Consider the following 23,142-nt stretch of genomic DNA (forward strand, 5'->3'; position numbering starts at 1 on the left):
ACGGTCCGCGACGCCGCTCGCAGCAGCACGCAAGGAGATCTCTGACACACCGTCACGGTCGGCCGCCCCGGGCTGCGGGCCCCCGGGGGCCCGGGGCGCTGCCTTACGGCACGTCGCGGCCCCGTACTAAGGTGACGGATACACGCACTCGCGGGAGCCCGGACGTACCGGGCTGAGAGGGAGGCTGGCCGGCCTCCGACCGTACGAACCTGATCCGGGTCATGCCGGCGAAGGGAGGGGCTGGAAGCCCATGCATCCACCTGCCACACCATCGGGACCGGCCGCGCCGAGTTCTGATGTGCTCGTCCTCGGCGGCGGCGTCATAGGCCTGGTCACCGCCTGGCGGGCGGCCGGCCGCGGGCTGACCGTCGCGCTGGCCGATCCCGCGCCCGGCGGCGGCGCGGCGCGGGTCGCGGCCGGGATGCTGGCCGCGGTCACCGAGCTCCACTACGGCGAGCAGACCCTGCTGGGCCTCAATCTCGCCTCGGCGCAGCGCTACCCCCGGTTCGCGGAGGAGCTGGAGGAGGCCGCCGGGCAGCGGATCGGCTACCGGCGGTGCGGCACCCTGGCCGTCGCGCTGGACGCCGACGACCGCGCCCATCTGCGCGAGCTGCACGCGCTGCAGACCCGCTCGGGGCTGGACTCGCAGTGGCTCACGGGGCGCGAGTGCCGCCGCCTGGAGCCGATGCTGGCTCCCGGGGTGCGCGGCGGGCTGCGGGTGGACGGCGACCACCAGGTCGATCCGCGGCGGCTGGTGAGCGCTCTGCTGGCCGCCTGTGAGCGCGCCGGAGTGGCGTTCCACCGTAGCCCCGCCGCGCGGCTGACGGTCGACGGCGGGCGCGCCACGGGCGCCGAACTCGCCGACGGCACCCGGCTGTCGGCGGGTCAGGTGGTACTGGCCGCGGGCAGCCACAGCGGCCGTCTCGCCGGGGTCCCCGACGAGGTGCTGCCGCCGGTGCGGCCGGTCAAGGGCCAGGTGCTGCGGCTGCGGCTCCCGGACGTGCCGGCCGGCAGCCCCGCCTTCCTGTCGCGCACCGTACGGGCCGTCGTCCGCGGCGGGCCCCTCTACCTAGTGCCGCGGGAGAACGGCGAACTGGTCGTCGGCGCCACCAGCGAGGAGCTGGGCTGGGACACCACCGTGACCGCGGGCGGGGTCTACGAGCTGCTGCGGGACGCCCATGAGCTGGTCCCCGGCATCACCGAACTGCCGCTGGTCGAGACCTGCGCCGGGCTGCGCCCCACCTCCCCCGACAACGCGCCGCTGCTCGGGCCGACCGAGCTTCCCGGCCTCCACTTGGCCACCGGCCACTTCCGCAACGGTGTCCTGCTGACGCCGGTCACCGGTGACGCGATGGCCGAGGTGCTGGCCACCGGGAGCCTCCCCGAAGAGGCCCGCCCCTTCTCCCCCGCGCGCTTCTCCCCCGCCGTCACGGGGCCGGAGCGCACCCGTGTCCCTGAGGAGCAGCCCGTATGAGCGAGCGCAGTGAGCCAACGGTAAAGACGGGTGGCGACGGCACACCCGCCGAACGAAACGAGGCCGGCATGAGCGCGTCCACCGTGTCCGTGTCCGTGTCCGTCAACGGCGAGGCCCGTGAGATCCCCGGCGGACTCACCCTCGACCGGCTCGTCGCGACGCTGTCCCAGGCACCCGCCGGGGTGGCCGCGGCGGTCAACGAAATCGTGGTGCCACGCACCCAGTGGCCCACCACCCCGCTCGGCGACGGCGACCGCGTCGAGGTGCTCACCGCGGTCCAGGGAGGCTGATCCGCAGACATGGCCGACGACCCGCTCACCCTTGCCGGCACCACCTTCGACTCCCGTCTGATCATGGGAACCGGTGGCGCCCCCAGCCTCGACGTCCTGGAACGGGCGCTGCTCGCCTCCGGTACGGAGCTGACGACGGTCGCCATGCGGCGGCTGGATCCGACCGTGCAGGGCTCGGTGCTGTCCCTACTGGAACGCCACAGCATCCGCGTGCTGCCGAACACCGCGGGCTGCTTCACCGCCGGCGAGGCCGTGCTCACCGCCCGCCTCGCGCGTGAGGCGCTCGGCACGGACTGGATCAAGGTCGAGGTCGTCGCCGACGAACGGACCCTGCTCCCCGACCCGATCGAGCTCCTCGATGCCGCCGAGACCCTCGTGGACGACGGTTTCACGGTCCTGCCCTATACGAACGACGATCCGGTGCTGGCCCGCAAGCTGGAGGACGTCGGCTGCGCCGCGATCATGCCGCTCGGCTCGCCGATCGGCTCCGGGCTCGGCATCCGCAATCCGCACAACTTCCAGCTGATCACCGAGCGGGCCGGCGTCCCCGTCATCCTCGACGCGGGCGCGGGCACGGCATCGGACGTCGCACTGGCCATGGAGCTGGGCTGCGCGGCGGTCATGCTGGCCTCCGCGGTGACGCGCGCGCAGGAGCCGGAGCTGATGGCGACGGCTATGCGCCACGCGGTTGCCTCCGGCCGGCTGGCCTATAGGGCGGGGCGGATCCCGCGCCGTCATTTCGCGTTGGCGTCGTCGCCGACGGAGGGTGTGGCCGCCTTCGACCCGGAGCGGCCGGCTTTCTAGCCCACGTTTTCGGCTTTCCCGCCGTGGGGGCTTGGCCCCGTTTCGGGTCCGCTGCGCGGGGCGTGGGTTCGGGTGACGCTTGCGGGTGCCCCGCCGTTGCGCCTGCGGCGGGCTGGGTGGGTGTCGGGTGCGGGGACGGACCTCCGGGGCAGGGGTGTGGGACTGCTTCGCTTTACGTCCCACACCCCTGCCCCTCCGGCCCGTCCCCTCCCGTGGGGGGAGTGAGTGCAGGTGGGTGGGGGCGGGCGTCCGTAGGCGGCGCTTTCACTCCTGCTTCGCGAGGAGCACAGGACCACCGGCGGGCACCCCCACCAGCCGTTTTCCCACCCACCCCACGGGAGGGGACGGGCCGGAGCGGGTGGGGGTGTCCGGACGTAAAGCGAAGCAGTCCGGACACCCCCACCCGCGCAGGCCCGTCACCGCACCCCAACAGCCCCGCGCAGCGGACCCCGCCCGCCGCAGGCGCCACGGCGAGAAAGCCAAAAACGTGGGCCCGAGGCAAAGCGCAGCGAACCGGCGGGACAGCCAAAATCGTGGGCAGACGCTATAGGCCATACACTCGTCTGCCGTGGATATGACCCTTCAGGACCCGCTCGTGGGCCAGCTGCTCGACGGCCGCTACCGCGTTCAGGCGCGCATCGCCGCCGGCGGTATGGCCACGGTGTACCAGGCCGTGGACACCCGGCTGGACCGTCTGCTCGCGCTGAAGGTGATGCATCCCACCCTCGCCACGGATGCGGCGTTCGTCGACCGCTTCATCCGTGAGGCGAAGTCGGTGGCGCGGCTGTCGCATCCGAATGTGGTGGGCGTCTTCGACCAGGGCACGGACGGTACGTACGTCTATCTGGCGATGGAGTACGTCGCCGGCTGCACGCTGCGCGATGTGCTGCGCGAGCGGGGTGCCCTGCAGCCGCGGGCCGCGCTGGACATCCTGGAGCCGATCCTGGCCGCGCTGGGCGCCGCGCACCGTGCCGGGCTGGTGCACCGGGACATGAAGCCGGAGAACGTCCTGATCGGCGATGACGGCCGGGTGAAGGTCGCCGACTTCGGTCTGGTGCGTGCGGTGGACACGAACACGACCGCCTCGACGGGATCCGTCCTGGGCACCGTCTCCTATCTGGCCCCCGAGCAGATGGAGCACGGCACCGCGGACGCCCGGGTCGATGTCTACGCCTGTGGTGTGGTGCTCTACGAGATGCTGACCGGCGGTAAGCCGCACACCGGCGGCTCCGTGGCGCAGATCCTCTACCAGCATCTGCACGAGGACGTGCTGCCGCCGTCGGGGCTGGTGCCCGGTCTCGCGCCGCAGCTGGACGGGCTGGTGGCGCTGGCCACCGCCCGCGACCCGCAGCAGCGCCCGCAGGACGCGGTGGCGATGCTGTCCCGGGCGCAGGAGACCCGTGCGCAGCTGACCGATGCCCAGCTGGATGTGGTGCCGCCGCAGGCCAGGGAGGTGCCCGCGGGCGGCCTCGGCGACGGCTCGGAGCGCACGGACGTGATACCCCGCCCCGAGGGCGTACAGCCGCCGCTGCCGGGGACGGACGAAGCGGAGCTGAACCGCACCAGCCGGCTGGAGGTGCCGCCGTCGGAGCAGACGACCCGGCTGCGTCCGGTGCCGGCGCCCGCGGCGTCCGCGGCGCCCCGCGGCGGGCTGCTGCAGCGGCACCGGCTGGCCACGATCATCGCGGCGGTGCTGCTGCTCCTGGGGGCGGGCACGGGCGTCTGGTACATCAACGCCGGTCAGTTCACCACCGTCCCCGCGGTCCTGGACATGCCGCAGGCCAAGGCCGAGAAGACGCTGCGTGACGAGGGCCTGGGCGTGAAGGTGGTGCGCGGCTTCAGCTCGAATGTCGACCGTGGCCATGTCATGAAGACATATCCGGCCAACGGCAAGCAGATCCGGGGTACGGGCACGGTCACGATCACCGTCTCCAGGGGCCCCGACATCGTCACCGTCCCGGATCTGTCGGGCACCCCCGTCGCCGACGCCAAGCGCAAGCTGCGGGACCTCGGGCTGATCCCGGGCACCCAGAAGCGGGCGTTCAGCGAGGAGGTCGCCAGGGGCTCGGTGATCGGTACGGACCCGGTCGCGGGCAGCAAGCGGCGGCCCGACACGGCGGTGGCGCTGACCATCAGCCGGGGCGCCGAGGTCGAGGCGCCCGGGGTGCTCGGCAGCGAGCGCGCGGACGCCGCGGAAACCCTGCGTGCGGCGGGCCTCAAGGTCCGCTTCGCCGACGAGCCGGTCCACTCGACCCAGGACAAGGGCACCGTCGCCCGGCAGACGCCGGCCGAGGGCAAGAAGATGGGCAAGGGCGAGACGGTCACTCTGACGCTCTCCAAGGGCCCGGAGATGGTCGCGGTCCCGGATGTCACCGGCAAGAACGAAGAGGACGCCAAGAAGCAGCTGACGGATCTCGGCTTCCAGGTCGAGGTGGACAAGCCGTTCCTCTTCCCGCAGGACGAGGTCGACTCGCAGTCCGTGGAGGCCGGCAAGCAGGCGCCCAAGGGCGGCACCATCACCATCAAGATGAAGGGCGCGCTGTAGCGCCCTGATGCGGCGGGGCCGCCGTCCGGCGGACGGCGGCCGTGGCGCACCTGGCACCCTGGGAGGGTGAGTACCTCCCCCTCCCCGAAGGGCGCCGAGCAGCGCGCCCGTGCCCGTAATCCGGTCGGCGGCCATGTGCCGGTGGCCGGCGGCCTGGCGAAGGCCGGCATTCCGTACGCCCGCGAGATGGGCGACGAGGTCGTACAGGTCTTCGTGGCCAATCCGCGCGGCTGGGCGACGACCCCCGGCAGCCCCGAACAGGACGAGGCGTTCCGGGCGGCCTGTGCCCTGCAGGGGATTCCGGCGTATGTCCATGCGCCGTATCTGATCAACTTCGGTTCGCACACCGAGGCGACCGTCGAGAAGTCCGTGGCGTCGCTGCGCCACTCACTGCGCCGCGGCCGGGAGATCGGGGCGCTCGGGGTGGTCGTGCACACCGGCTCGGCGACCGGCGGACGGCCCCGTGCGGCGGCGATGGCGCAGGTCAGGGAGCGGATGCGGCCGCTGCTGGAGGAGCTGACGCACCCGGACGACCCCTGGCTGCTGCTGGAGCCGACGGCCGGGCAGGGCGCGTCGCTGTGTGCGCTGGCCGAGGACCTCGGGCCGTATTTCGACGCGCTGGACCGGCACCCCAAGCTGGGGGTCTGCCTCGACACCTGCCATGCGTTCGCCGCCGGGCACGACATGGCGGCGCCGGGCGGGATGAAGGCGCTGCTGGACGAGCTGGTGGAGGTCACCGGCGAAGGCCGGCTGAAGCTGATCCACGCCAATGACTCCAAGGACGTGGTCGGCGCCCACAAGGACAGGCACGAGAACATCGGCGCAGGTCACATCGGTGCGGAGCCGTTCGGTGAGCTGTTCGTCCATCCGGCGACGGCCGGGGTGCCGCTGGTCGTCGAGACGCCGGGCGGCAAGGAGGGCCATGCGGCGGACGTGGCCCGGCTCAAGGAGCTGCGCGCGCCCTGAGCCTGCCGGTGCCCCCTGGCGGGAAAGGGAATCCGTAGGGGGTACCTGGTTCTTGTCGTCGGGCAGGGACCGTCACCTCGCGTTGGGGGTATGCCATGGACCGCGCACCGCACGAGCACCGGACGGCCGCACCCGGCGAGCGGGCCGGCGCTCCGGAGGGCACCGGCCACCCGGACCGCGCCGGCCATGCGCCACCCGCCGGGCACCCCGCCCCCGGCCCGGCCGGCTGGGCACCGGCGGCGCGGGCGACCCTGCACTGTCTGACCGGCTGCGCCGTCGGCGAGATCCTCGGCATGGTGATCGGCACGGCCCTGAACTGGCACAACGTTCCGACGATGGTCCTGGCCATCGTGCTGGCCTTCGTCTTCGGCTATGCGCTCACGGTGCGCGGCGTCCTGGCGGCGGGCGTCGGCTTCCGGGTGGCGCTGCGGGTCGCGCTGGCCGCCGACACGCTCTCCATCGCGGTCATGGAGCTGATCGACAACGGCGTGATCGCGCTCTGGCCGAGCGCCATGGACGCCCAGCTCTCGGACGCACTGTTCTGGGGTGTGCTGGCCGCGTCCCTGGTGCTCGCCTTCGTGGTGACCACGCCGGTCAACAAGTGGATGATCGGCCGCGGCAAGGGGCATGCGGTGGTGCACCGGTACCACCACTGATCACGGACTCCGCCGGGCACGGGATGAACCCGCCCGGGTGTGCGGCTCAGAGTTCGGGGCCGTCGCCGGGCTCTTCCTGGTACGAGTAGCGCTGCTCACGCCACGGGTCACCCAGATTGTGGTAGCCGCGCTCTTCCCAGAAGCCGCGGCGGTCGGCCCGCATGTATTCGATACCGCGGACCCATTTGGGCCCTTTCCATGCGTACAGATGCGGCACGATCAGACGGACCGGGAATCCGTGCTCCGCGGTGAGCAGTTCACCGGAGCGATGGGTGGCGAAGAGGCACTTCTCCGCGGCGAAATCCTCGATCCGCAAATTCGAACTGAAGCCGTACTCGGCCCACACCATGACATGGGTGACATCGGGCGCCGGCGGCGCCAGATCCAGGATCGTCCGGGTGCGGACCCCGCCCCATTCGGCTCCCAGCATGCTGAATTTCGTCACGCAGTGCATATCCGCGACGACCGTGCTGTACGGCAGGGCCGTGAATTCCTCGTGCGACCAGCAGTGCTTCGCGTCGTCGGCGGTGGCGCCGAATGCCCGGAACTCCCAGCGTTCGGCCCGGAACTTCGGCACCGGCCCGTAATGCGTCACCGGCCAGCCCCGCTGGAGCCGCTGCCCCGGAGGCAGCTCAGGAGGCTCCTCTTCGCGGCTTTCCGGCTGACCCATGCCCTCCATGTTGTCAGACCGGAAGGGGTGCCGATGACCAGGGAGGGAGGGATTCGGGCAACTCGTACTAAGCATGCACTTACTGGACGCCCCACTCCGGGCGGTGCGAGGATGCGCGGCACCTGCCCAGTTCTCGCGTGGAAGGAGCCCGCAGCCATGCAGGGCGACCCCGAGGTCATCGAATTCCTCAACGAGCAGCTGACCGCCGAGCTGACCGCGATCAACCAGTACTTCCTGCACGCCAAGATGCAGGAGAACTTCGGCTGGACGAAGCTCGCCAAGTACACCCGCTCCGAGTCCTTCGACGAGATGAAGCACGCGGAGATCCTCACCGACCGGATTCTCTTCCTCGACGGTCTGCCGAATTACCAGCGGCTGTTCCATGTACGGGTCGGCCAGACCGTCACCGAGATGTTCCAGGCCGACCGGCAGATCGAGGTCGAGGCCATCGACCGCCTCAAGCGCGGTATCGAGCTGATGCGCAACAAGGGCGACATCACGTCGGCGAATATCTTCGAGGACATCCTCGCGGACGAGGAGCACCACATCGACTATCTCGACACCCAGCTGGAACTGATCGAGAAGCTCGGAGAGGCGCTCTACATCGCCCAGGTCATCGAGCAGCCGAGCTGAGCGAACAGCCTGACGGCCACCCTCCGCGACGGCCCGGCCGGCACGGGGAGATCACCCGCGCCCTGAGGGCTACGCGGCCTCCGAAAGCGCCGCGGGCACCACTGCGTCCGCCTCCGCGCCCAGCGGTTCGGGCGCACCGCTGTCGATGAGCTCACGGCGAGGGCAGTCCCCCCGGCCGAGCAGCGACTGGATACGGCGCACACAGCCGCCGCAGTCGGTGCCGGCCTTGCAGGCGGAGGCGATCTGGCGGGGCGTGCAGGCGCCCGTGTCCGCGTGGTCGCGGACCTGCTGCTCGGTGATCCCGAAGCAAGAGCAGACGTACACGCGGTTCACCTCCGGTGGGATGCCCCACCGATCCGGCTGATCTTGAGTGAGGTAACCCTTACCTTACCTGGCCCGGCAGGGCCTACACAACGCGGTGGGGCGCGGATCACAAGGATCCGCGCCCCACTGTCGTTGTCTCCCTGACCGTCAGTGCAGGTCAGCGGCCGACCGCCTCACTGGTCGCGGTACATCTCCGCCACCAGGAACGCCAGGTCGAGCGACTGGCTGCGGTTGAGCCGCGGGTCGCAGGCGGTCTCGTAGCGCTGGTGGAGGTCGTCGACGAAGATCTCGTCGCCGCCGCCCACGCACTCGGTGACATCGTCACCGGTGAGCTCGACGTGGATACCGCCCGGGTGCGTGCCGAGGGCCTTGTGGACCTCGAAGAAGCCCTTGACCTCGTCCAGCACATCGTCGAAGCGCCGGGTCTTGTGACCGGAGGCCGCCTCGAAGGTGTTGCCGTGCATCGGGTCGCAGATCCAGGCGACCTGCGCGCCGGAGGCGGTGACCTTCTCGACCAGCTCGGGGAGCTTTTCGCGGACCTTGTCCGCTCCCATGCGGGTGATGAAGGTCAGCCGGCCCGGCTCCCGCTCCGGGTCGAGGCGCTCGATGAGCGTCAGCGCGTCCTGTGCGGTGGTCGTCGGGCCCAGCTTGACGCCGATGGGGTTGCGGATGCGCGAGGCGAACTCGATGTGCGCACCGTCCAGCTGACGGGTGCGCTCACCGATCCAGACCATGTGGCCGGAGACGTCGTAGAGGTTGCCGGTGCGCGAGTCGACCCGGGTCAGCGACGACTCGTAGTCGAGGACCAGCGCCTCGTGGGAGGCGTAGAACTCGACGGTGCGGAACTCCTCCGGGTTCACCCCGCAGGCGTTCATGAAGTTCATCGCGCGGTCGATCTCGCGGGCGAGGTCCTCGTAGCGCTGTCCGGCGGGCGAGGACTTCACGAAGTCCTGGTTCCAGGCGTGCACCTGCCGCAGGTCGGCGTAGCCGCCGGTGGTGAAGGCGCGCACGAGGTTCAGGGTCGCCGCGGAGGCGTGGTACATCCGCTTCAGCCGCTGCGGGTCCGGGATCCGGGCCGCTTCGGTGAACTCGAAGCCGTTGACGGAGTCGCCGCGGTAGGTCGGCAGCGTCACCCCGTCACGCGTCTCGGTGGGCTTGGAGCGCGGCTTGCTGTACTGGCCGGCGATCCGGCCGACCTTGACCACCGGGACGGACCCGGCGTAGGTCAGGACGGCGCCCATCTGGAGGAGCGTCTTGAGCTTGTTACGGATGTGCTCGGCGGATACGGCGTCGAAGGCCTCCGCGCAGTCGCCGCCCTGAAGCAGGAACGCCTCACCACGGGCGACCGCTCCCAGGCGCTCGCGCAGCTGGTCGCACTCGCCCGCGAAGACGAGCGGCGGATAGGACTCGAGCTCCGCGATCACATCGCGCAGAGCCTCTTGGTCCGGCCAGTCAGGCTGCTGCGCCGCGGGCAGGTCTTGCCAGGTGTTGCCACCGGCGTGGGTTTCAGCGTTCACGGTCACAAGCCCCACATTACGGGGTCCCGCGAGGGTGTCCGTCCGGGCATCCGGACTGTGAGACACACGGCACCCCGACGGTCCGGTAGGGTGCCCCCCATGTGCACGCGACCGGCCATGAACATGAACTGGTGGTGGACCGCTCATCCGGCGGCCCACTGATTCGCGCGCACTCCCACACTTCGCGAAGGCCGCCCGAGGGGCGGCCTTCAGCCTTTTCCGGCGGCCGTTCCTCCTCTCCTGGAAGGAACTCCCGCCATGCACCGCGAGCCCCCCGCCCGCACCGACGCCGCCGCGCTCGTCCAGCGGCTGCTCGACCCCGCCTGCCCGCCGTTCGCCCTGCTGCGCCGCCGCACCCCGGGGCGGGACGCCGCCGACACCGTAGAGGTGCTGACCGGTGAGGTGACCGAGGTCGAGCGGCTGGCCGACATCCCGCTGGGCGACGGGACGCCGGACGCGCCGGTGACCGACGCGCTCGCGCTGATCCCGTTCCGGCAGATCCGCGAGCGCGGCTTCCGGGCCCATGACGACGGCACACCGCTGGCCGTGCTGCGCCCCCGGGAGACCGCCGAGCTGCCCCTGGACGAGATGCTGGCGGCGCTGCCCGCCCATGACGTGCGGGTGACGGACGGGGCGTTCGACGTGGACGACGACGCCTACGCCGGGATCGTCGGGCGGGTGGTACGGGACGAGATCGGCACCGGCGAGGGCGCGAACTTCGTCATCCGCCGGACGTTCGAGGGCGAGATCGCGGACTTCTCGGCGGCCGACGCGCTGGCGCTGTTCCGGCGGCTGCTGGCCGGTGAGCGCGGCGCGTACTGGACGTACGTGGTGCACCGTCCCGGGGTCCGCACGCTGGTCGGCGCCAGCCCCGAGGTGCATGTCCGGATGTCCGGGGGGACGGTCGTGATGAATCCGATCAGCGGCACCTACCGCTACCCGGAGGGCGGCCCCACCGCCGAGAGCCTGCTGGCGTTCCTCGACGACCGCAAGGAGGTCGAGGAGCTGTCCATGGTGGTGGACGAGGAGCTGAAGATGATGTGCACCGTCGGCGACAAGGGCGGTGTGGTGATCGGGCCCCGGCTCAAGGAGATGGCGCATCTCGCGCACACCGAGTACGAGCTGCGCGGCCGGTCCACCCTCGATGTGCGCGAGGTGCTCAAGGAGACGATGTTCGCGGCGACGGTCACCGGGTCGCCGGTGCAGAACGCCTGCCGGGTGATCGAGCGGCATGAGCCGGCGGACCGTGACGGCCGGGGGCGCGGCTACTACGCGGGGGCGCTGGCGCTGATCGGGCGGGACGCGGGCGGTGCGCAGACGCTGGACTCGCCGATCCTCATCCGGACCGCCGACATCTCCGCCGGAGGGCGGCTGCGGGTGCCGGTCGGCGCCACGCTGGTGCGCGCCTCCGACCCGCACAGCGAGGTCGCCGAGACCCACGCCAAGGCCGCGGGGGTGCTGAGCGCGCTGGGTGTCCGGGCGGCGCCCGCGCGCCCCGGGGCCGGGGAGCGGCCGCCGCGGCTGGCCGACGACCCGCGGGTGCGGGCCGCGCTGGACGCCCGCCGGGCCGATCTGGCGCCGTTCTGGCTGCGGATGCAGACCACCGCGCCGACCGCCGAGCTGAGCGGGCACGCCCTGGTCATCGATGCGGAGGACACCTTCACCGCGATGCTGGCGCATCTGTTGCGCACCTCGGGGCTGACGGTGACCGTGCGCCGCTTCGACGAGCCGGGGCTGCGCGAGGCCGCCTGTGCGCACCGGGGACCGGTCGTGCTGGGCCCGGGGCCGGGCGATCCGTCCGACGCCGCCGACCCCAAGATGCGTTTTCTGCGGTCGCTGACCGCCGAGCTGGTCGCCGGGCACCGGCACGGTCTCCTGGGGGTCTGCCTCGGCCATGAACTGATCGCCGCGGAGCTGGGGTTGGAGATCGTCCGCAAGGAGGTGCCCTTCCAGGGCGCGCAGGAGCGGATCGAGTTCTTCGGACGTACGGAGACGGTCGGCTTCTACAACACCTTCACGGCCCGCTGCGATGACACCACCGCGGCCGAACTCGCCATGCACCGCGTGGAGTTGAGCCGGGACGCGGCCACCGGCGAGGTGCATGCGCTGCGCGGTCCGGGCTTCGCGGGGGTGCAGTTCCACCCGGAGTCGGTGCTGACGCTGGACGGCGCCTCGGTCACCGCGCAGCTGCTGGCAGCTGTCCTCGTGTGACCAGCATGTTCTCGTTGGTGCGGTGGGCCAGGTAGTCCTCGACATTGGCCACGGTGGCCTCGATGATCTGGCCCACCGCCTCCTGGGTGAAGTACGCCTGGTGCGAGGTGATCAGCACGTTCCCGAAGGTCATCAGGCGGGCGAGGGTGTCGTCGCTGATGATGTCCAGGGATTTGTCGAAGAAGAAGAACGCGGCCTCCTCCTCGTAGACGTCCAGGCCGACACCGGTGAGCCGGCCGGCCTTGAGCGTGTCGACGAGGGCCGCGGTGTCGACGAGCCCGCCGCGGCTGGAGTTGATCAGGATGGCGTCGTCCTTCATCGCGGCCAGCGCGGCGGCGTCGATGAGATGCCGGGTGGACTCCACCAGCGGGAGGTGCAGGGTGAGCAGGTCCGCCTCGGCGAACAGCCGCTCCCGGGCGACGTACTTCATGCCGAGCGCGACGCAGCGCGGGTTCTCGGCCAGGTCCCAGCCCAGCAGGTTCATGCCGAAGCCATGGGCGATCCGGGTGAAGGCCTCGCCGATCTTGCCGGTGCCGAGCACCCCCGCCGTACGCCCCCGCAGATCGCGGCCCATCAGGCCGTCCAGCCGGAAGTCGAAATTACGGGTGCGATTGGTGGCCCGGACGATCCTCCGGTTGACGGCGAGCGCCAGGGCCCAGGCGAATTCGGCGACCGCGTGGGGCGAGTAGTGGGCGACCCGGCCGACGCTCATCCCGAGGTCGGCCGCGGCCTCCAGATCGATGTTGTTGAAGCCCGTGGAGCGCTGGGCGATCATCTTCGTCCCGCCCGCGGCGAGGGTCTGCAGGACGTCCGCGCCCAGATCGGCGTTGACGCTGGAGCTGACGATCTCGTATCCGCGGGCGATGGGGGCGGTGTCACGGTTGAGGAAGACATCCAGGCTGCGGACCTGGTGGCGGCCGGCGAAGCCCTTCTCCAGGAACGGCTGCTCATCCGCCTGCACGCCGAAGGCGACGATCTCCACGAGCTCTCCCGGGTTCTTCCGCCGGTCCAGAATCTCCCGCCCATGAGCGATGGGCCGGATATGTCGCGTATGGCGAATATACGGCCCCTCGCCCGGCGGTGCCGCCCGAGATTCCGGACGGCGGCGGGAGCGGCGGGCGGCCGGCTCAGCCGAAGAACACCCCGGCCTCGGAGTAGAGCGCCGGATCGACGGTCTTCAGCTTGGCGGTGGCTTCCGCGATCGGCACCCGGACGATGTCCGTGCCGCGCAGCGCGACCATCTTGCCGAAGTCGCCGTCGCGCACCGCGTCGATGGCGTGCAGCCCGAAGCGGGTGGCCAGCCAGCGGTCGAAGGCGCTGGGGGTGCCGCCGCGCTGGGTGTGCCCGAGGACCGTCGTGCGCGCCTCCTTGCCCGTGCGCGACTCGATCTCCTTGGCCAGCCACTCCCCCACACCGGACAGCCGGACATGCCCGAAGGAGTCCGTGGAGTCGTCCTTGAGCACCATCTGCCCGTCCTTGGGCATCGCGCCCTCGGCGACGACCACGATCGGGGCGTAGCGGACCTTGAAGCGGGAGTCGATCCACCGGCAGACCTGCTCGATGTCGAAGCGCTGCTCCGGGATGAGGATGACGTTCGCCCCGCCGGCGAGGCCGGAGTGCAGCGCGATCCAGCCGGCGTGCCGGCCCATCACCTCGACGACCAGCACCCGCATATGGGATTCGGCGGTGGTGTGCAGCCGGTCGATGGCTTCGGTGGCGACGCCGACGGCGGTGTCGAAACCGAACGTGTAGTCCGTGGCCGACAGATCGTTGTCGATGGTCTTGGGGACGCCGACACAGGGGACGGCGTGTTCGCCGGAGAGCCGGGCGGCGACGCCGAGGGTGTCCTCGCCGCCGATCGCGATCAGCGCCTCGATCTCCTCCTTGGCGAGCGTCTCCTTGATGTGGCGGACGCCGTCGTTCTCCTTGAAGGGGTTGGTCCGCGAGGAGCCGAGGATGGTGCCGCCACGCGGCAGGATGCCGCGCACCGCCGGGATGTCCAGCGGCACCGTGTCGCCTTCCATCGGCCCGCGCCAGCCGTCCCGGAAGCCGACGAATTCGTATCCGTACTCCTGGGCGCCCTTGCGGACGATGCCCCTGATCACCGCGTTCAGACCCGGGCAGTCGCCGCCGCCGGTCAGTACTCCGACCCGCATCGCTGCTTCACCTACATCCCGTCAGTGGCCGCGCACACGGCCGTGCTCGATCCGACCCCGGTCACGCTAATGGTGATCTGGGTCACTCAGGGATGGGACAAACGGTGATGTCGGTGATTTATCGGGGAGTTGATGCCGGGCGTTCACCCGGACGAGCGCATCCCGCCGGGACGTGGCCGGTCCGGCCGGTGCTCCCGCCGGTCAGGCCTCGTCGAGGCCGCGCTCGATGGCGTACCGCACCAGCTCCACGCGGTTGTGCAACTGGAGCTTGCCGAGGGTGTTCTGGACGTGGTTCTGCACCGTGCGGTGCGAGATGACCAGCCGTTCGGCGATCTGCTTGTACGAGAGTCCCTTGGCGACCAGCCGCAGCACCTCGGTCTCCCGGTCCGTCAGCTGCGGTGCGCCCGGCTCGTCCGGCGTCGCGGGGGCCGGCTCGGTCGCCAGCCGGCGGTACTCACCGAGCACCAGACCGGCCAGGCCCGGTGTGAACACCGCGTCACCGGCGGCCGTGCGCCGCACCGCGTCCAGCAGCTCGGCCGTGCTCGCCGACTTCAGCAGATAGCCGGTCGCCCCGGACTTGACCGCCTCCAGGACATCGGCGTGCTCACCGCTCGCGGACAGCACCAGCACCCGCAGCGCCGGATTGGCGCCGACCAGTTCCTTGCACACCTGGACGCCGGGCAGCCCCGGCAGATTGAGATCCAGGACGAGCACATCGGGCAAGGCGGCCTGCGCCCTGCGCACCGCCTGGAGGCCGTCGCCGGCCGTCGCCACCACCTCGCACCCGGCCTCCGCCAGATCCCGTGCGACCGCGTCCCGCCACATCGGGTGGTCGTCGACCACCATGACCTTCAGGCCCGTCTGCTCACTCATGCCGGCACCTCGTCCCGCGCGGCCTCGTCCCGCTCCGTGCTGCTCACGCTCTCGCCTTCCCCCGTCTACCGCCCTCGGGCGCCGTGCCCTTGGGGACCGTCAACTCCACTTCCGTGCCCTGGCCGGGGACCGAGACCCACTCGGCGGCACCGCCCAGGTCCCGCAGCCGGCCGCGGATCGACAGGGCCACCCCCAGCCGGCCCTCACGCTCGGCGTCCGCCAGCCGGCCCTCGGGAATGCCGGGGCCGTCGTCGCGGACAGTCACGATCACCGCCCGCGGTTCGTCCTCCACCAGGATCCACGCGCGGGCACCGTCCCCCGCATGCACCCGGACATTGTCCAACGCCGCACTGACAGCGGCCGCGAGCTCGGCGGCCGCGGCGGCCGGCAGCTCGACCGGGGCACCGGGCTCGGAGAACGTCACCCCGGCACCCGCGAACGGCGCGAGCAACGCCCGGACGTCGCACGGCCCGTCGCCGGCCGGCTCCGGGACCGGGGCGGCCGGGGCGGCGGCCACCGCGTCGTCCGCCGCGCCCTCGCCGGCCGGGTGCGGCACCGTCGCCGCCGCAGCGCGTGGCGGCGACACCAGCCCGCCGGCGACCAGGGTCCGCAGCGCGACCTCCTGTTCCCCGGCCATCCGGCCCAGCTCGGCCGCCTCTCCGCCGATCGCCGCGCCGCGCCGCTGCACCATCGCCAGGACCTGCAGCACGCTGTCGTGGATGTCCCGGGCCAGCCGCTCCCGCTCCCGGGTGGCGGCCTCTATCTGCAGCGCACGGGCGAGGGTCCGCTCACTGGCGCGGGCCACCTCGACGACATAGCCGATGGCGACGCTGGCCACCCACACCAGCACCACGTTGTGGACGGTGTCGCGGGCCAGCTCCTGGCGCTCGACAAGATTCGCCACCGCCACGGCGCTGGAAGCCACCGCGGCCCAGCGCCAGCCGCCCTTGATCGCGAAGCCGAGGACGGCGCCCGCCGTCCAGATGGAGGGCAGCGTCGGTGCGCCGTCCATGATGCGGGCGTGGGTGTCGACCAGCGGTGTGAGCAGGATGCCGCCGACGGCGAAGCCGAGGTCGGCGAGCAGGAAGTGCCGGGTGCAGCGCTCAGCGGAGGTCGTCCGGCGCCAGGTCAGCACCATCCAGACGGTGAGCGCGCCCATGTAGGCGGCGGCGCCCAGCGGGTGCTCGTACTTCTGGTAGGAGAGCCCGACCAGGCACAGGGCGTAGACGAGGGTCAGGATCCGGTAGCCGGTGAGCGCACGCCACAGCGGCAGCTCGACGGACATCCGCAGCACCGTCGGCGGCTTGCTCCTGCCCTTGGCGGCCAGGCCGCCACGCACGGTCCGTGTCTCCATATCCGTCATTGCCGGCCCCCACCCCTCGCCGGGCGCCCCCGCGCCCGGCCTCGGCCCTGCCCGTCTATTCGGCGGCTGCCTTCTTGGCCTGCTCCGCCTCGGCCTGCTGCTTCGCCTCGGCCTTCGCCGCGTCGGCGATCTGCCGCTTGGCCGCGGTCGCGTAGATGTCGACGTACTCCTGGCCGGACAGCTTCATGATCTCGTACATGACCTCGTCGGTGACCGACCGCAGGATGAAGCGGTCGCCCTCCATGCCCTGATAGCGGGTGAAGTCCAGCGGCTTGCCGATACGGATGCCCGGCCGGATCATCTTCGGCACGATCTTGCCCGGCGGCTGCACCTTCTCGGTGTCGATCATCGCCACGGGGATGACCGGCGCCCCGGTGGCCAGCGCCACCCGGGCCAGTCCGCCCGGCTTGCCGCGGTAGAGCCGGCCGTCCGGGGAGCGGGTGCCCTCCGGGTAGATGCCGAACAGCTCACCGCGCTCCAGCACCTCGATACCGCTCTTGATCGCCGCCTCACCGGCGCCCCGGCCGCCCGAACGGTCGACCGGCAGCTGGCCCACGCCCTTGAAGAACGCGGCGGTCAGCTTGCCCTTCACGCCGGGCGAGGTGAAGTACTCGGACTTGGCGATGAAGGTGACCTTGCGGTCGAGCACCGCGGGCAGGAAGAAGGAGTCCGAGAAGGACAGGTGGTTGCTCGCGAGGATCGCCGGACCCTCGGCGGGGATGTTCTCGATGCCTTCCACCCAGGGCCTGAAGGCAAGCTTCAGCGACCCGCCGATGGAAAACTTCATTGCGCCGTAGATCAACCCACTGCCTCCTGTGTGTGACGCAAAGACCTTAACCTGCCCCGGTGGCCCCCTCGCGCCGCGGCGGTCGTCGGACCTACCCGCCTGCCGTCGCTTTGCGTACCCTGAGGTAACTCGCCAGACCCCCTCATCGATCGGAGTCCCCCGGTGCCGCTCCTTCCCGGAGCCGAGCCGTTCCGCCGTGACGGCGGAGAGGTCGGCGTCCTTGTGTGCCACGGCTTCACCGGCTCCCCCCAGTCTGTACGCCCCTGGGCCGAATATCTGGCCGACCGGGGACTGACGGTCGCCCTCCCCCTGCTGCCCGGTCACGGCACCCGCTGGCAGGACATGCAGATCACCACATGGCAGGACTGGTACGCCGAGGTCGACCGCGAACTGCGCGCGCTGACCGAGCGCTGCAGCAAGGTCTTCGTCTGCGGACTGTCGATGGGCGGTGCGCTGGCGCTGCGGCTGGCCGCCAAGCACGGCGACGCGGTCAGCGGGGTGGCGGTGGTCAACCCGGGCAACAAGGTCCATGACGCGGCCGCGCCGCTGCTGCCGGTGCTGCGCCATCTCGTACGGACCACCAAGGGCGTGGTCAGCGATATCGCCAAGCCCGGCGCCGAGGAGGTCGGCTACGACCGGGTGCCGCTGCACGCCGCGCATTCGCTGCGCCGGTTCTTCCAGCAGGTCGACTCCGAACTCCCGGGCGTCACCCAGCCGTTGCTGGTGATGACCAGCCCGCAGGACCATGTCGTACCGGCGGCGGACTCCGAGCGGATCCTCGCCCGGGTCTCCTCCACGGACGTCCGGCAGACGCTGCTGGAGCGCAGCTACCACGTCGCGACGCTGGACCACGACGCCGAGCAGATCTTCCGGGACACCTTCGCCTTCATCTCCCGGCTCGCGCCGGAGGCGGGAGCGGGCGCGGCGCAGGAGGGGGCGGCGGCCAGTGGCGGAGCGTAGCCCCCGCGACCCCCGGGACCCGCTGGACGAAGAGGCCGCCTGGGCCGAGATCGTGGCGGGCTACGGCGAGCAGCCGTCGTTCCCCGCGGGCGACGGTGACGGCGGGGACGGGGAGGCCGGGGCCTCCGGCTCGGCCGCGAAGGACGCCGCGGACGCCTCGGACGCCACGGACGGGAAGCCCGAGGCCGCCGCACCGTCCGAGGCCGCCGGGAAAGACGGCACGGGCGACGGGTCCGGCACCGGCGACGCCGCGCGTCCGGGCAGCTTCGTCGTCTTCGCGCCGGGTGTCGGGCCCCGCGACTGGAGCGCCGCCAAAGCGTCCGACGACGACTTCGACGAGAGCGACGAGGGCCACTTCACCCCGCCCGAGCCGCCCCCGCTGCCGAAGGCCGATGTCACCACCAAGTTCGCCTGGCTCGCGGTGGTCGGCGGTCCGCTGCTGCTGGTGGCCATGGTGCTCCTCCAGCAGCCGGTGACGTGGTGGATCACGGTCCTGGGCATCGGCGGCTTCCTCGGCGGTTTCGCCACCCTGGTGGCCCGGATGAAGGACGACGACGAGGACGACAACGATCTGCCGGGCAGCGGCGCGGTGGTGTGAGTCAGCCGGTGGCCGGCACCCGCAGTGCGGCCAGCACCGGCAGATGGTCCGTGGCGGCCCGCAGGTCGGCCTCCCGTACCCCCGCCAGCCCGTGCGGCACACCGCAGCCCAGGACCTCCACGCCCTCCGTGGTGAAGATCGCGTCGATCCGCTGATGCGGGTCGTGGGGCGTGGAGGTGAACTCCCCGCCCCACGGCTTGGCCGCCCAGGCGTCCGTGAGCGCCCCCGCCAGCCGGCGGAAGCTACGGCCCTCCGGCCGGTCGTTGAGGTCGCCCCCGGCGACGGCGTACGGCACCTCCAGGGCGGCCAGCCGCTCCAGCAGCAGCCCGGCCTGCTCGTAGCGCTCCCGGTCGGCGAGGCTGAGATGGCAGCTGAGCACCCCGAGCCGGGCCCCGCCGATCCGGACCACGGCGAGGGCGAGACCGCGCTGGTGCAGTCCGGGGGTGCGGGGCAGCAGCACCTCCTCCGTACGCTCCACATGGGCGCGCAGGGTGGACAGGATCATCGGGCCCGCGGTCGTGCCGCCGCCGGTGACGTACACCAGACCGGCCGCGCGGGCCAGCCGCTCGGCGGCCTTGCGCCAGCGGAAGAACCGCGGCGCCTCCTGGATCAGCACGAGGTCGGGTGCGCAGGCCCGGATCACCCTGGCCAGCGCCGCCCGGTCGTCGCGCAGCGAGCGGATGTTGTAGCTGAGCACCCGGATCACGGCCGCACCGCCGGGTCCTGGTTCCCCGGAAGCGGGGCCGGGCTCGGTGGCGGAGGCGGGGAGCGAGATCACGGCGGCAGGTCCTCTCACCGGGAGGGTCACGCGGGCCAAGATAGAGCACCGTCCGCCGCACCCCCACGGGGCGCGACGGACGGTGCCGTACGGATGAGCAGGCGCTGAACGGCCCGGGGGCGGGTCAGCCCTGGCGCGCCAGGTCGGCCGCGCCGACCAGACCGGCCTTGCCGCCGAGCTGGGCGGCGAGCACCTGGGCGTGCGGCCGCCACTGGTTGCCGACCAGCCAGCGGCGGAAGGACTTGCGGATCGGTCCCAGGACGAGTTCGCCCTCGTCGGAGACGCCGCCGCCGACGATGAAGGCGGACGGGTCGAAGAGCGAGGCGAGGTCGGCGAGCCCGGCGCCGGCCCAGCGGGCCAGTTCGCGGAACGAGTCGATGGCGACCGGGTCGCCCTGGCGGGCGGCCTCACTCACGTGCCGCCCCTGGATGCCCTCGGAGGTGCCGTCGCCGAGCGACAGCAGGATCTGGGCGTTCTCGGGGGTGGCGAAGGCGCGCTGGCGGGCGTAGCGCAGCAGGGCGCGGCCGGAGGCGTACTGCTCCCAGCAGCCCTGGTTGCCGCAGCCGCACAGCAGGCCGTCCGGCACGACCCGGATGTGCCCGAATTCGGCGGCGACGCCGAAGCGGCCACGGCGCAGCTTGTTGCCGATGATGATGCCGCCGCCGAGGCCGGTGCCGAGGGTGATGCAGATGACGTCGCTGTGGCCCTGGCCCGCGCCGAACTTGTACTCGCCCCAGGCCGCGGCGTTGGCGTCGTTCTCGACGACCACTGGGAGGCCGACGCGCTGTTCGACCTTGTCCTTGAGCGGTTCATGGCGCCAGTCGATGTTCGGGGCGAACAGGACCGTGGCCCGCTTCTCGTCGACGTAGCCGGCGGCGCCGATGCCGACGGCCTCGACATGATGGCCCGCCCCCACGGTGCGCACCGCGTCCGCGATGGCCTCGGTCAGCGCATCGGTGGCATGCGGAGTCGGCACCTTGCACGTCTCAAGGATCGAGCCCTCTTCGTCGACCACGCCGGCCGCGATCTTCGTGCCGCCGATGTCGACGCCGATGGTGAGTCCCATGTGTCCCTCAGTTTTTCGCTCGAACCCCGCCGAGTCCCACCGTACCGGAGGCAGGGGGGCCGCCCACGTTCTTCGGGCTGTGGGGGGAGGGACACCTCCCGTACACCAAGGCCCCGAGGGCTCAGTCGAGGTCGATCCGCTCGGTGCCGGTGGGGCCGTCGTCGTCGCGCGGGTCGTCGTCGCGGCGGCCTTCGGACCGGTCGTCGAGGTCGTCACGGGTCCAGCGGCGCTCGCTGCCCTCGACGGCGGAGCGGTAGGCGGCGAGCAGCTCGGAGCCGGCCGCGGCGAGGTGGTCGAAGATGTCGGGGTTGCGCTCGATGACCGGCTCGACGGCCGCCTTGGCCTGCTTGAACAGCTGGTTGACGGCGCCCTGTGCGGCGATTCCGCCCAGCGCGCCGGGCAGCTGGATTCCGGCGAGCTTGTCGGTCACCGCCTCGGCGAGCTTGCGCAGCTCCTCGGCAGCGCTGCCCGGCTCCGGGGCGCTGCCGGTGCGGCGGCGGGCCTTCTCGGACGCGAGGTCCTCGGCGCAGGCGGTCGCCCAGGCGTCGGCATCGGGCTCGGCCTGGCGGTCGGCGGGGCGCTCGGTGGCATCACTCATGAGGAACTCCGTGACTCCTGCGGCGAGGCGGTACGGCGAAGCAGTGCGGGACGGGCACATAGGGGCGGGGCCCACCCTCGACGTTACCCGAATGGTGGTAGCGCGTTCAGTCGCTCTTGGGCCACAGATCCGGATCCGGTGTGAAGCGGATCTCCAGGGCGCCGTCGCGCAGTCCGGCGCCGGAGACGGTACAGCGGCGCAGCGCGGAGGGGAGCGTACGGATCCGCCGGAAGCGGCCGACGGTGACCACGATCTCGTCGCCGCGGCGCACCAGGCCGAGGCCCCTGCGCTCGGCGCCGGGCAGCGGCACCCGCCAGACGAGGATGCCGTCGGCGGCCAGCCGGTCCTCGACGGTCCAGGGGTCGGGGCGGGGCCCGTCGGCGGGCGCGGCCGCGCCGATCTCGCCGGCCGGTCCGCCGATCAACTCGTCGAGCTCGTCGACGCCCTGGGGGTCCCGGCCCAGGTGCGGCACCTCGTGGACGGGCAGGTCGGGGAATTCCTCGCGCAGCGCCTTGAGGGCGGTCTGCTGGCTGCCGGAGAGCGCGGCGAGGAACGGGTCGGCCGAGCCGGTGGGCAGCAGCCGGTTGACGACCACGCCGTCGGTGCGCCGGCCGTGCAGCGCGAGTCCGGCGCGCAGGGTGCGCAGCGTGGCGGCGGCGACCGGGCCGGCCTCGGTGACCAGGCGTACGGAGGTGCCGGGGTCGTCGATCGTCCGCTGGACGGCGGCGAGTTCGGCCTCCCAGCGCTCGGCGGCGTCGTACAGCTTCTGGGCCGGCATCGGGACGCCGGCGAGCTGGGCGAGCACCGGGCGCAGCGCACGGGCCGCCTGCCGCTCGGGCGGCAGCAGCCGGCGCAGATAGCGGCGCACCTGGGCCGGCAGGGCGAGCAGCCGGACGGTCTCGTCGGCCGAGGGCATGTCGACGACGACGAGGTCCCAGTCGTCCGAGGCGTGTTCGGCGCGCAGCGCGTGCAGCAGCGCGAAGTCCTCGGAGCCGGGGAGTTCGGTGAGTTCGTCCTCGTCGAGGGGGGCGGCGCCGAGCAGGTCGAGGGCGGCGCCGGCGCGCTCCTGGAAGGCGAGGAACTCCTGGCGGAAGCGGTCGCCGGGGTCGATGCGGCGGGCGTGCAGCCCGGGCGCTATCGGGGTGGGGGCGTCGGCGCCGAGGGGGGTGCCCAGCACCGTTTCCGGTGCGCTGCTCCCGGTGGTGAGCAGCAGGGCCCGCTCGCCCCGGCGGGCGCCGGCCAGGGCGGTCGCGGCGGCGAGCGTGGTGCGGCCCGCGCCGCCGGAGCCCGTGACGAGGACGATGCGCACGCTCAGAGCTTCTTGGCCTCGTCGGCGGGCGCCTGCGGGCCGTCGTGGCCGCTCTCGACGCGCTTCTTCAGCCCGGCCAGCGCACGGTCGATGATGACCTTCTCGGCCTTGCGCTTGATCATCCCGAGCATCGGGATCTTGACGTCGACGGTGAGCTGGTAGGTCACCTCGGTGCGCGCGCCGCTGCCGAGCGCGGAGAGGTGGTAGGAGCCGTCGAGGGCGCGCAGCATCTGGGACTTGACCAGGGACCAGCTGACCTCGTTCTCGCCGGTCCAGGTGTAGGCGAGGGTGTGGTCGTCCTTGATCGCTCCGGCGTCCAGCAGCAGGCGCACCTGCTCGGCGCGGCCGCGGTCGTCCTTGGCGAGCACCTCTGCCTCTTTGACCTCTCCGGTCCATTCCGGGTAGCGGTCAAAGTCGGCGATCACTCCCATCACTTCGGCGGGTGCCGCCTCGATCGTGATGCTCGAGCTGGTGTGTTCGGCCATCGCCGTGACTCCTCCATGCCGATCCATGCCGGTCCGCCGACTCCTCCCCCGGGCTCTCAGCTTCCTTCGAGCGGGGGAG

General features: G+C 72.0%; 23 protein-coding genes and 1 riboswitch. Of the genes, 10 read left to right on the forward strand and 13 right to left on the reverse strand.

The window, feature by feature from the left end; all coding sequences use genetic code 11:
• The first annotated feature begins 140 nt into the window (after positions 1-140).
• Positions 141-253: riboswitch (TPP riboswitch) on the forward strand.
• The 6 genes from thiO (at position 251) to NUT86_RS11995 (ending at position 6,735) form a co-directional block, all read left to right on the forward strand.
• Positions 251-1,474 carry a glycine oxidase ThiO gene (gene thiO / locus NUT86_RS11970; protein ID WP_274735062.1) on the forward strand — a complete coding sequence of 408 codons (1,224 nt, stop codon included), beginning with the start codon at positions 251-253 and terminating at the stop codon, positions 1,472-1,474. (Overlaps the previous riboswitch by 3 nt.)
• A gap of 68 nt (positions 1,475-1,542) precedes the next feature.
• The gene (gene thiS / locus NUT86_RS11975; RefSeq protein ID WP_159488539.1) at positions 1,543-1,764 is read left to right on the forward strand and encodes a sulfur carrier protein ThiS; all 222 of its coding nucleotides are present in this window, start codon (positions 1,543-1,545) and stop codon (positions 1,762-1,764) included.
• 9 nt (positions 1,765-1,773) lie between these two features.
• Positions 1,774-2,568, forward strand: coding sequence for a thiazole synthase (locus tag NUT86_RS11980; protein ID WP_018090223.1), 795 nt, complete (start codon positions 1,774-1,776; stop codon positions 2,566-2,568).
• 574 nt (positions 2,569-3,142) lie between these two features.
• On the forward strand, positions 3,143-5,113 hold the full coding sequence (pknB, locus tag NUT86_RS11985; RefSeq protein ID WP_274740454.1) for a Stk1 family PASTA domain-containing Ser/Thr kinase: 1,971 nt from the start codon (positions 3,143-3,145) through the stop codon (positions 5,111-5,113).
• A 66-nt stretch (positions 5,114-5,179) separates the two neighbouring features.
• Positions 5,180-6,079, forward strand: coding sequence for a deoxyribonuclease IV (locus tag NUT86_RS11990; protein ID WP_018093520.1), 900 nt, complete (start codon positions 5,180-5,182; stop codon positions 6,077-6,079).
• Between the two features lie 95 nt (positions 6,080-6,174).
• On the forward strand, positions 6,175-6,735 hold the full coding sequence (locus tag NUT86_RS11995) for a DUF4396 domain-containing protein (RefSeq protein ID WP_274735065.1): 561 nt from the start codon (positions 6,175-6,177) through the stop codon (positions 6,733-6,735).
• A 46-nt stretch (positions 6,736-6,781) separates the two neighbouring features.
• On the opposite strand, the gene NUT86_RS12000 is transcribed toward NUT86_RS11995, so the two are convergent.
• Positions 6,782-7,405: a sulfite oxidase-like oxidoreductase gene (locus tag NUT86_RS12000; protein WP_018093518.1), complete on the reverse strand. Its 624-nt coding sequence runs from the start codon at positions 7,403-7,405 to the stop codon at positions 6,782-6,784.
• Positions 7,406-7,561: 156 nt separating this feature from the next.
• Here NUT86_RS12000 and bfr point away from each other — a divergent pair, with 156 nt between their 5' ends.
• On the forward strand, positions 7,562-8,038 hold the full coding sequence (bfr, locus tag NUT86_RS12005; protein ID WP_018093517.1) for a bacterioferritin: 477 nt from the start codon (positions 7,562-7,564) through the stop codon (positions 8,036-8,038).
• Positions 8,039-8,107: 69 nt separating this feature from the next.
• Here bfr and NUT86_RS12010 read toward each other — a convergent pair whose 3' ends face one another.
• Together NUT86_RS12010 and NUT86_RS12015 are read right to left on the reverse strand one after the other, a co-directional pair.
• Positions 8,108-8,362 carry a (2Fe-2S)-binding protein gene (locus tag NUT86_RS12010; protein ID WP_018093516.1) on the reverse strand — a complete coding sequence of 85 codons (255 nt, stop codon included), beginning with the start codon at positions 8,360-8,362 and terminating at the stop codon, positions 8,108-8,110.
• 173 nt (positions 8,363-8,535) lie between these two features.
• On the reverse strand, positions 8,536-9,879 hold the full coding sequence (locus NUT86_RS12015) for a class II 3-deoxy-7-phosphoheptulonate synthase (protein ID WP_174876457.1): 1,344 nt from the start codon (positions 9,877-9,879) through the stop codon (positions 8,536-8,538).
• 258 nt (positions 9,880-10,137) lie between these two features.
• Between NUT86_RS12015 and NUT86_RS12020 the strand changes: the two genes are divergently transcribed.
• Positions 10,138-12,090, forward strand: a complete 1,953-nt coding sequence (locus NUT86_RS12020; protein ID WP_274735070.1) for an anthranilate synthase family protein — start codon at positions 10,138-10,140, stop codon at positions 12,088-12,090.
• On the opposite strand, the gene NUT86_RS12025 is transcribed toward NUT86_RS12020, so the two are convergent.
• From NUT86_RS12025 to NUT86_RS12045, 5 genes are all read right to left on the reverse strand, one after another.
• Positions 12,056-13,072: a 2-hydroxyacid dehydrogenase gene (locus NUT86_RS12025; protein ID WP_018093513.1), complete on the reverse strand. Its 1,017-nt coding sequence runs from the start codon at positions 13,070-13,072 to the stop codon at positions 12,056-12,058. The two genes, NUT86_RS12020 and NUT86_RS12025, sit on opposite strands and share 35 nt — an antisense overlap.
• Positions 13,073-13,217: 145 nt before the next feature.
• The gene (locus NUT86_RS12030) at positions 13,218-14,246 is read right to left on the reverse strand and encodes a 6-phosphofructokinase (protein ID WP_274735072.1); all 1,029 of its coding nucleotides are present in this window, start codon (positions 14,244-14,246) and stop codon (positions 13,218-13,220) included.
• Between the two features lie 201 nt (positions 14,247-14,447).
• On the reverse strand, positions 14,448-15,119 hold the full coding sequence (locus NUT86_RS12035) for a response regulator (protein WP_018093511.1): 672 nt from the start codon (positions 15,117-15,119) through the stop codon (positions 14,448-14,450).
• A gap of 43 nt (positions 15,120-15,162) precedes the next feature.
• Positions 15,163-16,482 (reverse strand): MacS family sensor histidine kinase, encoded by a 1,320-nt coding sequence (macS, locus tag NUT86_RS12040; RefSeq protein ID WP_446750759.1) that lies wholly within the window; start codon positions 16,480-16,482, stop codon positions 15,163-15,165.
• A gap of 55 nt (positions 16,483-16,537) precedes the next feature.
• A complete protein-coding gene (locus NUT86_RS12045; RefSeq protein ID WP_018093509.1) occupies positions 16,538-17,269 on the reverse strand; it encodes a lysophospholipid acyltransferase family protein in 732 nt (243 codons plus the stop codon).
• A 162-nt stretch (positions 17,270-17,431) separates the two neighbouring features.
• Between NUT86_RS12045 and NUT86_RS12050 the strand changes: the two genes are divergently transcribed.
• Positions 17,432-18,229, forward strand: a complete 798-nt coding sequence (locus NUT86_RS12050; protein WP_018093508.1) for an alpha/beta hydrolase — start codon at positions 17,432-17,434, stop codon at positions 18,227-18,229.
• Positions 18,216-18,827: a hypothetical protein gene (locus NUT86_RS12055; protein ID WP_159488529.1), complete on the forward strand. Its 612-nt coding sequence runs from the start codon at positions 18,216-18,218 to the stop codon at positions 18,825-18,827. The genes NUT86_RS12050 and NUT86_RS12055 overlap by 14 nt, the downstream gene beginning before the upstream one ends.
• 1 nt (position 18,828) lies before the next feature.
• On the opposite strand, the gene NUT86_RS12060 is transcribed toward NUT86_RS12055, so the two are convergent.
• The 5 genes from NUT86_RS12060 to NUT86_RS12080 form a co-directional block, all read right to left on the reverse strand.
• Complete coding sequence (locus NUT86_RS12060) at positions 18,829-19,605, reverse strand: endonuclease/exonuclease/phosphatase family protein (RefSeq protein ID WP_371874897.1); 777 nt, start codon at positions 19,603-19,605, stop codon at positions 18,829-18,831.
• Between the two features lie 124 nt (positions 19,606-19,729).
• A complete protein-coding gene (locus tag NUT86_RS12065) occupies positions 19,730-20,671 on the reverse strand; it encodes an ROK family glucokinase (RefSeq protein WP_018093505.1) in 942 nt (313 codons plus the stop codon).
• A gap of 121 nt (positions 20,672-20,792) precedes the next feature.
• The gene (locus NUT86_RS12070) at positions 20,793-21,269 is read right to left on the reverse strand and encodes a DUF5304 domain-containing protein (RefSeq protein WP_274735078.1); all 477 of its coding nucleotides are present in this window, start codon (positions 21,267-21,269) and stop codon (positions 20,793-20,795) included.
• 106 nt (positions 21,270-21,375) lie between these two features.
• Positions 21,376-22,578: an ArsA family ATPase gene (locus NUT86_RS12075; RefSeq protein WP_018093503.1), complete on the reverse strand. Its 1,203-nt coding sequence runs from the start codon at positions 22,576-22,578 to the stop codon at positions 21,376-21,378.
• A gap of 2 nt (positions 22,579-22,580) precedes the next feature.
• On the reverse strand, positions 22,581-23,063 hold the full coding sequence (locus NUT86_RS12080) for an SRPBCC family protein (RefSeq protein WP_018093502.1): 483 nt from the start codon (positions 23,061-23,063) through the stop codon (positions 22,581-22,583).
• Between the last annotated feature and the right edge of the window lie 79 nt (positions 23,064-23,142).

This window comes from Streptomyces sp. G7(2002), from assembly GCF_028870195.1.
Lineage (GTDB): Bacteria > Actinomycetota > Actinomycetes > Streptomycetales > Streptomycetaceae > Streptomyces > Streptomyces nigrescens.